Genomic DNA, 10,527 nt, shown 5'->3' with positions numbered 1-10,527 from the left:
GGCGGCAGGTGCCGTCACCGCTGGCGGTCGCGTCGGAGCTGATCAGGAACACCGCCTTCTTCCCGCCGGTGAGCACGCCGAGGAAGACGAAGAACGGCTTCTCGGCGTTGGGGAGCGGACTCAGGCGGTCGGGGTTCCGCAAGGTCTTCTGGGCGCCGGGCTCGCCGAACTTCAGCGTCACGCCGTAGCCCTTGGCGGCACTCGGGGACGGATCCGCCGTGGGCTGCTGCTTCGGCGCCGGCTTGACGGTCGTCGTGGGCGCCACCTTCGGGGCGGGCGCGGCCTTGACCGTGGAGCCCCCGGTGCCGGAGGACGGGGCCGCGGCCTTCGTGGGAGGCGCCGCTGCCACGGACTTCGCGGTGGCGGTGGACGGCTTGGGGACGTGCTGCTGGCGGAACGGGTCACGGACGGCTCCGCGGCGCTTCCTGAGCGGCGACGCCTGCGCGACGGACGCGATCGCGGCGCCGGCCGCGGGCTCGGGCGCGTGGACCGCAGCCACTCCCGCAGCCCCCGTCGGGCCGGCCGCCGACGCGGGCCCGGTCGTGGACGCGGGTCCGCCGAGGACGACGGGAACCGCGACGAGCGCCACGAGCAGGACGACGGCCAGCGGCCAGAGCTTCTTGTCGACGAGGTCGTGGCCGAGGTTGCGCAGGAGGCTCACGGGGCACCTCCGGCCCGCACCACGGCGGTCGGCGTCACGGCGCGCTTCCCGCGCGGGGTGCTCGCCGTGACGGTCTCCCCGGCCGTGGAGGAAGACGGCGGCGCGGGGGCGGTCGCGTCGGCCGGCGGCGGGACCACTGCCTGGTCGGCGGGCAGCAGGTAGGCGGTCGCGGCGATCTCCGCCCGCATCTGCGGGAACCCCTTCGGTCCGGCGGTCAGCCCGACGCCGTCGATCGTCAGCAGGCGTCCGCGGACCTTGATCTCGTCGCCCTTGATCCTGGTGAACGCCGCGATCCGGTCGAGGAAGCGCTCGAGACCGCGGAAGCCGCCCTCGAACGTGAAGCTGAAGGGCATCGTCGGGAAGCCGGCGGGACCCACGGTGGCGCCGGGTGGCAGAGCTGCGGCGACCGACTCCGTCGCGCTGGCCGGCACGGCGGCGGGCGGCGTCGTCGCGGTGGCGTCCTTCTCGGCGTTGCCGACCTGCGCCGCGGCCGCTGCGGGCGTGGCCGCGGCGGCGGGCGCGGCGCCCCGGGACTCGACGCGGATCGCGCGGAAGTCGACCCTGGAGGCCTTGGCGGCGGACTCGAGCTGCACCAGCAGGGACGGCACCTCGTCCTCGGCGGGCACGGCCTTGCCGAGCCGGGCGACCATCGCGTAGTCCGACGCGTAGCGCTCCTTGTCGGCGGCCGCCGTCCGGGCGCCGTCCTGCGCCGCCTGCAGCTCACCGCGCGCCGCCGCGATCCGGCCGCCGAGGTCCGCGGCCTCCTGGCGCTTGGGCGAGAGGGCGAGGAACCAGAACGCCGCGACGGCCGCCAGGGCGCCGACGATCATGAGGACCGTGCGGTCGCGGGCGGTCACTGTCCGTCCTCCTGGTTCGAAGCTCCGGCCGTGCTCTGGGCAGCGGCCCCGGAGGCGCCGGTGGCCCCCGTCGGGCCGCCCGTGGCGGGTGCGCCGGGCGCGGTCCCCGCAGCCCCGGCGGGTGGGTCGAAGAAGACCACCAGCGCGAACTGCGGGAAGGTCGAGCGGCCCTGACGGCAGTCGCTCGCGCCGCCACCGGACCCACCGGACCCCGAGCCGGGGCCCTCGGTCTTCTCGGAGCTCGCGAGGCTCACGCGACGCACGCCGTCGATCCGGCGCATCGCCGCCATCGTCCGCGCGACCGCGGGCTGGCTGGTCGTGCACCCCGTCAGCTCGATCGCCGGGACCGGGAGCGCGCTGCGCAGGCTGCTCGTGTTGCCGCCGGATCCGCCGACCGAGACGCCGGGGGCAGCGGTGGCGGTGAGCTGCGTCAGCCAGACGTCCTTCGGCACCACGCGGGAGATCTCGTGCAGGGCGGCGCCCCAGTCGAAGCGGCTGGCGGCGAGGCTCGACACCGTCTCCACCCGCTTGGCGCGCAGCGACGCGAAGCTCGTGTACGCCTGCAACTGCGCCGTGCGCTGCTGTTCGGCGGCGACCTGCTGTTCGAGTCCGGCAAGCTCCTGACGGCGCTCGTCGACGGTGCGACCGACGATCGTGAGGCTCGCCACCACGATCACGAGCAGGGCGAGCCCGCCGAGCAGCGCGTACACGGCGCCACCGGACTTGCCGGGGCTGCCGCCGCCGCGCTGCGCGTCGGCCGGGATCAGGTTGACGGCCCTCATGCGGCGAGGGCCTCGGGGATCGACAGTCCGGCCGCGATGGCGAGGTTGGGCCCCATGCCCTGCGGTCCGCCGGGGACGGCACCGACGTGGACCGGCACGCCGAGCTCCACGCCGAAGGCGTCGGCGAACCCGGGCACCGCGGCCGCCGGACCCGTCAGCACGCAGCGCGCGACCGCCGATGCGGCGCCCTGGGCGTGGTGGAAGTCGATGCTGTGCCGTACGTCCGCGGCGATCCGGCGGACCCCTTCCTGCAGGACCGTCCGGGCCTCGCCGATGACCTCGAGGTCACCGTCGATGTCGTCGAGGGGACGTTCGGTGCCCACGTGCGTCAGCCATCCGCGAGCGTGATGGAGCGTCAGCTGGCGCCGTTCGGCGAGCTCCACCGCGAGCTGTTCGAGACCGGCGCCGACGACGCGCGTGAACGTGCAGCTCACGCCGGTGGCGATCGCGAGGTTCGTCACGCCGCCGATCGAGATGTAGAGGACGGTCTCCCCCGGCGCGGCCGCCGCCGCAGCGGCGGTGGGCGCGAGCGCGCGGACCATCGCGAAGGCCGACAGGTCGATGCCCTCCGGCCGCAGGCCGGCGGCGCGCGCGGCGCCGAGCACCCGGTCGAGCATGTCGCGCCGGGCCGCCACGAGCAGGACCCGCTGGCGCCGTCCCTGCGGGGTGTCCACGACCTCCAGGGTCTGGAAGTCGAGGACCGCCGCGTCGAGCGGCATCGGGATGTGGTCCTGCGCCTGGAAGCGGACCGCCTGCTCGAGCTCCTTGGCATCGGCGATGGGCGGCAGCTCGAGGACGCGGACGACGATCTTCTGGTTGGCGATGCCGATCCGAACCCGCCGGTCGAGTCCCTTCTCGTCCCGCCACATGTCTCGCAGCGCCTCCGCGAGCGCGTCGACATCTCCGACCTCGCCGTCGCGCACGATGCCCGGGTCCAGGGTCGTGGTGACCGCGTGCTTGATCTCGAGACCACCGGAGGTGGTGACCGCCGCGGCGGTGATGCCGCTGGGGTCGAGTTCGAGACCGACGAGGATGGAGGGCTTCTTGGCCATGGCGTGGGTTCGGATCGGCACCGTTCTGCTCACGGGGTGAGCTTCCGAGCGCCTCCACCCGACCTTTCGTCCACGCCCACCCCAGACTTGAGGATGCCGTCCAGAGACCTGGACGGGTGTCCGTGCCGGCGGTCAGAAGGTGTCGACGTAGGAGTCGACGAGCTCCGCGCCGACGAACAGCGAGATCGTCGCGCCGAGCGCCAGGAAGGGTCCGAACGGGACCGTCGTCCTGCGGCCGGCCGCCGCTCCCACGCGAGCCATGATCACGCCACCCACCAGGACGCCGGCGATGAGACCGATGAAGATCGCCGGGGCCACCGCCCGACCCAGGTACAGGCCGAGGACCCCGGCGAGCTTGACGTCGCCCATCCCCATCCCCCCGGGCCGGGCGACCGCCGCCAGCAGGAAGAAGGAGAACGCCGCGGCCCCGGCGATGAGCTGCTCCGGCACGAAGCCAGGATCGAACGCGAGACCGAGCGCGAGCGCGATCACCGCGAACGGTGCGAGCAGCCGGTTCGGGATGGTGCGCGTGTCCAGGTCGATGAAGGTCATGGGGACCAGCAGCGTCACGAGTGCGATCCCGAGCGCCACGTCGCGCCCGTCGTCCCACAGCGCGAGGACCACGGCGAGATACAGCAGGCCCGTGAGCGCCTCGACCAGCGGGTACCGGCGGCTGATCGCCACCCCGCAGTGCCGGCAGCGCCCGCGGAGCACGAGCCAGGACACGACCGGGACGTTGTCCCGCGGGCTGACCCGCTGCTCGCACGAGGGGCACCGCGACGGCGGCGAGGCCAGCGACTCGCCGCGCGGCAGCCGGTGGATGACCACGTTGAGGAACGACCCGACGATCAGGCCGAGCAGCAGGGCGAGAAACGCGACGGCGAGCATGGTGAGGTGGCATCGGCGGCGGCCGCCGGAGGCTTGAGCCTGCCGGTCGGCCCGGACGCCTCAGCCCGTGATCTCCCGCCAGGTGTTCTGCACGACGCCCGCGGACCCGTAGGAGCGAACCCTGTCGTAGGCGTTCAGGTCGAGCCGGATGTTGAGCTTCGAGGACCCGGCGATCGTGGTCGCCTGACCGTCCACCAGCACGCCGCCCTGGACGACCGCGTTGCCCTGGATCTGGACGGCCGTGCCGCTCATCGCCGCCTCGTTGGCGTGGTACACGACGCCGTAGAAGTTCGTGGTGCCGCCCAGGTACAGCGAGCCCTGGGCCACGAGCACCATGCCCGGCGCCGACGGCGAGTTGAACTGCGTGTTGGACGTGTACGAGCAGTTCCCGTTCTCGATGTAGACGATCGCGCCGCTCAGTCCGGCCGCGCTGGGGCAGCCGCTGGCGTAGTAGGTGCCGTTGGCGATCGCCGTCGCCTTCAGACGGGCGCGTCCCTCGGCGCTGAGCGCCGGAGCGGAGCTGTACCCGGTCTGCGTGATGTTGGGGCTGATCTGCTTGTTCAGCAGGGAGTTCAGGCTCGCCAGGGCGGTGGCCAGCAGCCCGCCGCCGAGATTGTGGCCCAGGCAGGGGGTCGACTCCAGGAGGACGGGCGTGCACCGGACCGCGACGAGGCCGCTCTCGCTGGACCCGCCCTGGGCGTCGATGATCACCTTGTTCCCGTTGTTGGAGATGTCCAGGCGACCGGTGATGAGCGTCCCGCGCGGCAGGTCCTCCTGCTGCTCCTGGGCCCGGACCAGGGCGATGAGCGTGCGGGTCCGGCCGCGCGCCCGGCCCTGGGCGCGGACCCAGAGCTGGCCGTCGCCGTTGGCGTCGTAGCCGGGTGCCGACTGCGTGAGCGCGTCGGAGTAGAAGTTCTGGGTGGCGTTGGTGTTGTTGTCGCGCACGGACGTGGACCACTGCGCGCTGGTCCCGACGTCCGGCGAGGCGAACAGCGCCGTGAGCTGCGCGGCGTTCGGGCACCGGCTCGCCGTCGAGTCCTGGGTGCAGGCCGGGTAGGGATTGCCGGCCGACCCCGCCGCCGGCCAGTCCCGGGCGAGCTGGAAGATCTGCGCGTTCATCGCCGCCTCGGCGAGATTGAACGCGGTCTCCTTCTCCCGGCCCACCCGCGACTGCGCGGTCTGCCCGTCGACCATGCCGAAGGTCGCGGTCCCGATGCCGAGCATCACCACCATCAGCGTCAGTGACGTGAACAGGGCCCATCCGCCGTCGTCGCGGGCGAGCCGGCGCAGCATCCGGTTCATGCGACGACCACCTGCGGGGCCGAGACGCCTTCCAGCACGGCCGGGTCGTACACCTTGAGCTGGATCGTGCGCGAGCTGCCCAGCGTGGCCGGGTAGGTGAACGTGATCCCGCTGCCGATCTTCGTCGTGCCGTCGTACCAGACGTAGGTGAGCGGCTCGCCTTCCGGATCGAACGAGGCCGACCCGTTGAGGACGATCCCCTGCGCACTGGGGGTGGCCGTGAAGGACGCTGTCGGCTTGCGGTTCTGGTTGCGGAGGTAGACACCGCTGGAGATGGTCGTCTCCTCGGACGCGCCCGCACCGTCGTCGTCGACGTGGAGCTCGAGATGGATCGTCGTGATGTCGGTGAGCGTCGCGCTGTTGAAGGTGAAGACCGGGCGCTCCTGCCCGGACCTGCGGTTCGAGAGCCCGACGGCGACCGTCTCGGTCGAGTTCCACCCCGTGCCGGGACAGGCGGTCGTGGAGGGCACGGCGGGGGGCTCCTGGGTCGTCCAGGTCTGCGTCTGCGCCATCAGGCTCGCGGCCTGCGGGTCGGTGCTCGTGAGGCAGTACCGGACCCGCTTGATGTTCGGGGCGTTGAGCCCGGCGTTGGGACCGTTGCGGTCCACGGTCTTGAACACGACGTCGTAGGGGCCGGCAGCGTCGAAGGCCTGCGGTTGGTAGGTCGTCGGGCTCGCGAGGTTGCGCAGCTCGCGAGCGACGCGGTCGATCGCGGTCCGGGCCCCGTCCTGGGCCCCGTTGCGCTGCTCCAGCGCCGTGCGGTCACGGGCGAAGGACTGGAACGTCGTGAGCGTCGCACCCAGCACGCCGGTGAAGACCACGATGGCCATGAGGGTGCCCGTGATGCTCAGGTCGCCCCGCTCCTCACGCCGTACCCGGCGCAGCCACGCCCTCATCGGGTCACCGGTCCCACCATCGGGCTCTCGGCCAACTGGGTGTCCACCGCCGTGACGCGGTAGGTGTGCTGCTGACCGCCGGTCTGGGTGTCGGTGAAGGTGAGTGTCCCGCCGGTGCCGGTGCGGTCGTAGCGGTCCGCGTAGGTCGAGCCGTCGCGGTAGATCCGGTAGAAGGCGATCGCATCGCCCGGATCCGGGTCACCGCCGGGCGGCGCGGTCCACGCCAGCACCGTGTTGCCGGAGGAGAGGCTGGCAGCGAGGGTGGGCGGCGCCGGGGGCGGCGTGTTGGTCGAGGCGACCAGGATGTCGCCCGAGGCCGCGCCCTCACGCAACGCTCCGGAGCTCGCGCGGTCGACGGCCACCGCGTAGTAGGTCAGGAGCGGCGAGCCCGGCGGACTGGTGTCCCGGCAGGTGCTGGCGCTCGTGAGCGCGCAGACCTCGACGGGCGCGCCGATCGTCGGACGCCGGTACACCCGGTACCCGACGATGTCGCGTTCCTTCGCCGGGCTCCACTCGAACTCGACCGTCGACCCGTTGCGCCCGCCGAGGAAGCCCTGCACCGGGTAGGGAGCCCGCCGGTTCACGGTGACCGTGAGGGCACGGGTGGATCCGAACTGGCCGTAGGTGTCGAACGCCTTGGCCCCCACGACGTAGGAGCCGTCGAGGACCTCACCGCTCCCCGGTGTGCTGCCCGCGCTCACGGACCCCAGCGACCAGGTGAAGGCCCAGCTGAGACCGGCACCGGTCGCGGTGCCCCGCTGCGTCCCGTCGACCGACCAGCCGACCGTCGCCGGAGCCTTGTTGGTCGTCGCTGCGAAGGTGACCGAGGTCCCGCTCGTGACCGGCATGGAGCCTCCCGCGGTGAGCGTGATGACCGCAGGGGCCGCAGCGAGCCCGGGATTGGCGATCGTGGTGGACTGGAGCGCGTAGCGCGTCCCCTGCCCCCGGTCCCAGCGCACGAGCACCACGACGCGCTTGTAGTCCGACGGGGTCGTGTCCGCCGTCCCGATCGGGCAGATGCCGATGCAGATCCCCAGGCTCGCCTCGGTCAGGTTGTCGACGGCGCCGTCGAGGTTCAGGTCGATCCCGCAGTCGCCGACCGCGGCCCCCGCCGTGGCGGCGGCTGGGGTGCCCTGGATGGAGCCCTGGATGCCGAGGAGCGTGCTGCACGTCTGCGCGCTCGTCGAGCCGGTCCCGGTCGCGCAGAAGAGCGCGCCGTCGTGCGTGCCCGTGCCGTCGCGGGGATCGTCGACCGAGCAGACCCCGACCGCGATGGTGTAGGTGAACCCCCGGCGGCGCACGGTCCAGCCGGCCGCGGAGAGGTTGGTGTCCGCGAGGCTCGCGGAGGCGCGGAGCAGGGGGCCGACGCTGTTGGGCGTGAGCTGGTCGTACGGGATGCCGCGCACGCCCTCGACGACCTCACGCTGCAGCGAGACCGCCTGCTCCCGGGCCTTGGTCGACCAGGTCGCGGAGTTCGCCGCGTCGACCATGGAGAGCGTGCCCAGCAGCCCCACGACGAGCAACGTGGCCGCGACCATGACCTCCACGAGGGTGAAGCCCGAGTCGTCCGTGAGAAGGGAGCGCCGATCCATGGCCTTCGTCGCATCGGTGCGGGTGCACCCACCGATGAGCCCGACCGTGGCGCCTCGGCGCGTGATCGACGCCGCGGTCCCCAGTTCCGGGGAGGGCCGGGTGGACGACCCTGGACGCCCGGGCCGCGGCCGGTCAGGCGCCGGGCCGGCGGTGGCGTACGACGACCGCGGGGCGGGTCCGAAGACCCGCCCCGCGGCGTCCAGCTCGGGTGTGGCGGTGCCTACCAGACGCCGCCGGTCTTGCAGCCGCCGGTCGCGGCGGTGGTGCAGGTCCGGGTCGGGCCCGCGCCGTTGGTCTTCGTGATGAGGAAGTCGTTGCCCGACTTGCTGTAGCCGGTGATGACGTACGACGTCGCGTTGGACGCGGTGATCCCGACCTCGCCGTCGGCGGTGCCGATCGTCAGGCCGGTCGTGCCCAGCTCGAGCGCGGTGTCGCACCCGGTGTAGTCCTGCGTGTCGGCGAAGCACGACTCGACGTGCGAGACGAGGTTGCGAGCATCGGACTTGGCCGACGCGTCCTGGCCCTTCTTCTGCTGACCCAGGAAGGTCGGCAGGGCGATCGCGGCGAGGATGCCGACGATCAGGATGACGACGAGGAGCTCGATGAGCGTGAAGCCGCCCTCGTCGTTGCGGAGCTTGTGGAGCATTGCGAGTGACCCTCCTGGATCGATGGACCTGTGGTGAACTGCGCCAATTCCGCGGTCGTTGCCGAGGGGTCCATGCGGTCCCGGTGGCAGCTCGGCTTCCTCGTCACTGGCCCGAGGTCCGTGGCTTTGCGTCCCACCCTCACGAGTGGTTTGCCTTTGACACCTTGGTACTGGCTATTGCACGTGGCTCCTATCGACTGGGTACCCCCGCTCCTTGAGCCGTCAGGGATGCGTGGACGTTCGTCGTACCCCTGCGGCGCCGTCGGCGCCGGAACGGGTGATCCGCGGACATCGCCATCTGGCACCATCGGTGCCGTGCTCGCGCGCCGACTGCTGCTCTTCGCATCGCTGGTGCTGCTCAGCGCCGCGTTCGCGAGCGCGCTGACCACGACCACCACCAGCGAGGACTCCGGCTCAGCCACCGCGCCCGTCGTGCCGAGCACCGGCACGGGGACCGAGCGGGTCCGCGGCGAGCTCCCGGCCCGGAAGCCGGTGCTCGCCTCCGTGGGCGACGTGGTCGAGCTCGACGTCTCCTCGGACGTGGCCGACCGCGTGGAGATCCGCGATCTCGGCGTCGAGCAGTCGGTCGAAGCAGACGCCGCGACGACGGTGGTGGTCATCGCCGACCGCACGGGCACGTTCCCGATCTCCCTCCGCCTGTCCGGTGAGCGGATCGGAACCCTCGAGGTCCGCGACCCGTGAGCGTGGAGCACGCCCGCCGCGCCGCGGGCATCGACGGCCTCCGCGCGGTGGCCGCGCTCTCCGTGCTCGTGTACCACGCGTGGCTGTACACGCTGCCGACGGTGGACGCGGGCAGCACCCGCACCGGCTTGGACTACGCGCTGCACGAACTGCGCCTCGGGCTCGTCCTCTTCTTCGTCCTGAGCGGCTTCCTGCTCTACGGCCCCTGGGTCCGCAGCGCGCTGGAGGGCTCCACGCGCCCTCGCGTCGGCGCGTACCTGACCCGGCGCGCGGCGCGGATCGTCCCGGCGTACTACCTCGCGATCCTGGGATCGATCGCGCTGCTGTGGCCGATCGGGGACTCCCCCGGCGTCCGGCTGCCGCCCGCCGAGGACCTGTGGCTGTTCGCGGTCTTCGGCCAGAACCTCAAGGAGTCCACGCTCCTGCGACTCGATCCGCCGATGTGGACCCTGGCCGTCGAGGTCGCGTTCTACCTGACGCTGCCGCTGCTCGGGTGGATCGCCGTGACGATGGCGCGCCGCGGCGGACGCGCGCTCCAGTGCGTCGTCCCGCTCGCGTTCGGGGCGCTCGGACTGACCTGGAACTACGTGCTGGCCGACGAGCGCCAGCTGAACCTCAGCCTCCTCAGCAAGCAGCTGCCGGCGATGGCCCCGTACTTCGCGCTGGGGATGCTCGCCGCGGTCCTGGTCCACGGGCGCTCGCCCTCCCGGCGGGTGGTGCGCCTGACCGTGACGCTCGGGTGCGCGGCGGTGCTCGTCGACGCGGCGCTGGCGATCGACGAGGCGACCCGCGGGTCCGGGGCCCTGTGGCTGCGCATCTGGAGGGACGACCTGGCCGCCCTGGGCTTCGCCGGCATCCTCGCGGTCGTCGCCACCGCCCAGCGGCCGCTTCGCCTGCTCGGCCACCGGAGCATGGCCGCGATCGGACGCATCAGCTACGGCATCTACCTGTGGCACGTCCCGCTGCTGCTCGTCCTGCGCGCCAACGGACTCCTGCCGCTCGGGTGACTCAGCGCCACGCTCGTGGTGCTGCCGCCGACGCTGCTCGTCGCGGCGGCCAGCTGGCGCTGGGTGGAACGGCCGGTCCAGGACATGGCGCGCCGGCGGACCCGCGGTACGGCACGCCCGGGCGTGGTCCTAGCGGCGGAG

10 protein-coding genes, 1 pseudogene and 1 riboswitch are annotated in these 10,527 nt (G+C 72.7%); of the genes and pseudogenes, 2 read left to right on the top strand and 9 right to left on the bottom strand.

Translation table 11 applies throughout. The annotated features are described in order from the left end of the window. The 9 genes and pseudogenes from ABYE80_RS11155 to ABYE80_RS11115 form a co-directional block, all read right to left on the bottom strand. Positions 1-661, bottom strand: a pseudogene (locus tag ABYE80_RS11155) (hypothetical protein); the annotation flags it as partial. Next, positions 658-1,518, bottom strand: coding sequence for a type 4a pilus biogenesis protein PilO (locus tag ABYE80_RS11150; protein WP_372790351.1), 861 nt, complete (start codon positions 1,516-1,518; stop codon positions 658-660). The gene ABYE80_RS11150 and the pseudogene ABYE80_RS11155, both read right to left, overlap by 4 nt. Next, positions 1,515-2,300, bottom strand: coding sequence for a PilN domain-containing protein (locus ABYE80_RS11145; protein ID WP_372790350.1), 786 nt, complete (start codon positions 2,298-2,300; stop codon positions 1,515-1,517). The genes ABYE80_RS11150 and ABYE80_RS11145 overlap by 4 nt, the downstream gene beginning before the upstream one ends. Then, positions 2,297-3,352 carry a type IV pilus assembly protein PilM gene (gene pilM, locus ABYE80_RS11140; protein WP_372790349.1) on the bottom strand — a complete coding sequence of 352 codons (1,056 nt, stop codon included), beginning with the start codon at positions 3,350-3,352 and terminating at the stop codon, positions 2,297-2,299. The genes ABYE80_RS11145 and pilM overlap by 4 nt, the downstream gene beginning before the upstream one ends. Positions 3,353-3,484: 132 nt before the next feature. Next, positions 3,485-4,240: an A24 family peptidase gene (locus ABYE80_RS11135; protein WP_372790348.1), complete on the bottom strand. Its 756-nt coding sequence runs from the start codon at positions 4,238-4,240 to the stop codon at positions 3,485-3,487. A 60-nt stretch (positions 4,241-4,300) separates the two neighbouring features. Beyond that, complete coding sequence (locus ABYE80_RS11130) at positions 4,301-5,542, bottom strand: hypothetical protein (RefSeq protein WP_372790347.1); 1,242 nt, start codon at positions 5,540-5,542, stop codon at positions 4,301-4,303. Then, complete coding sequence (locus ABYE80_RS11125) at positions 5,539-6,438, bottom strand: hypothetical protein (RefSeq protein WP_372790346.1); 900 nt, start codon at positions 6,436-6,438, stop codon at positions 5,539-5,541. Before ABYE80_RS11125 ends, ABYE80_RS11130 begins: the two co-directional genes overlap by 4 nt. Continuing rightward, positions 6,435-8,030, bottom strand: a complete 1,596-nt coding sequence (locus tag ABYE80_RS11120; protein WP_372790345.1) for a prepilin-type N-terminal cleavage/methylation domain-containing protein — start codon at positions 8,028-8,030, stop codon at positions 6,435-6,437. Before ABYE80_RS11120 ends, ABYE80_RS11125 begins: the two co-directional genes overlap by 4 nt. Positions 8,031-8,251: 221 nt before the next feature. Continuing rightward, positions 8,252-8,677, bottom strand: coding sequence for a type IV pilin protein (locus ABYE80_RS11115; RefSeq protein WP_372790344.1), 426 nt, complete (start codon positions 8,675-8,677; stop codon positions 8,252-8,254). An 82-nt stretch (positions 8,678-8,759) separates the two neighbouring features. Beyond that, positions 8,760-8,842: riboswitch (cyclic di-GMP riboswitch) on the bottom strand. A 150-nt stretch (positions 8,843-8,992) separates the two neighbouring features. Here ABYE80_RS11115 and ABYE80_RS11110 point away from each other — a divergent pair. Together ABYE80_RS11110 and ABYE80_RS11105 are read left to right on the top strand one after the other, a co-directional pair. Beyond that, on the top strand, positions 8,993-9,379 hold the full coding sequence (locus tag ABYE80_RS11110; RefSeq protein ID WP_372790343.1) for a hypothetical protein: 387 nt from the start codon (positions 8,993-8,995) through the stop codon (positions 9,377-9,379). Then, entirely contained in the window at positions 9,376-10,386 is a 1,011-nt protein-coding gene (locus tag ABYE80_RS11105; protein ID WP_372790342.1) for an acyltransferase family protein, read from the top strand. The genes ABYE80_RS11110 and ABYE80_RS11105 overlap by 4 nt, the downstream gene beginning before the upstream one ends. The last annotated feature ends 141 nt before the right edge of the window (positions 10,387-10,527 follow it).

This window comes from Paraconexibacter sp., from assembly GCF_041602235.1.
Classification (GTDB): Bacteria; Actinomycetota; Thermoleophilia; order Solirubrobacterales; family Solirubrobacteraceae; genus Paraconexibacter.
This window is presented reverse-complemented; position numbering and strand designations above follow the sequence as displayed.

Bases quoted from the DNA above. Each gene is read 5' to 3' on its own strand.
- ABYE80_RS11135 (WP_372790348.1), bottom strand. From the start codon at position 4,240: ATGCTCGCCGTCGCGTTTCTCGCCCTGCTGCTCGGCCTGATCGTCGGG.
- ABYE80_RS11125 (WP_372790346.1), bottom strand. From the start codon at position 6,438: ATGAGGGCGTGGCTGCGCCGGGTACGGCGTGAGGAGCGGGGCGACCTG.
- pilM (WP_372790349.1), bottom strand. From the start codon at position 3,352: ATGGCCAAGAAGCCCTCCATCCTCGTCGGTCTCGAACTCGACCCCAGC.
- ABYE80_RS11120 (WP_372790345.1), bottom strand. From the start codon at position 8,030: ATGGATCGGCGCTCCCTTCTCACGGACGACTCGGGCTTCACCCTCGTG.
- ABYE80_RS11145 (WP_372790350.1), bottom strand. From the start codon at position 2,300: ATGAGGGCCGTCAACCTGATCCCGGCCGACGCGCAGCGCGGCGGCGGC.
- ABYE80_RS11130 (WP_372790347.1), bottom strand. From the start codon at position 5,542: ATGAACCGGATGCTGCGCCGGCTCGCCCGCGACGACGGCGGATGGGCC.
- ABYE80_RS11115 (WP_372790344.1), bottom strand. From the start codon at position 8,677: ATGCTCCACAAGCTCCGCAACGACGAGGGCGGCTTCACGCTCATCGAG.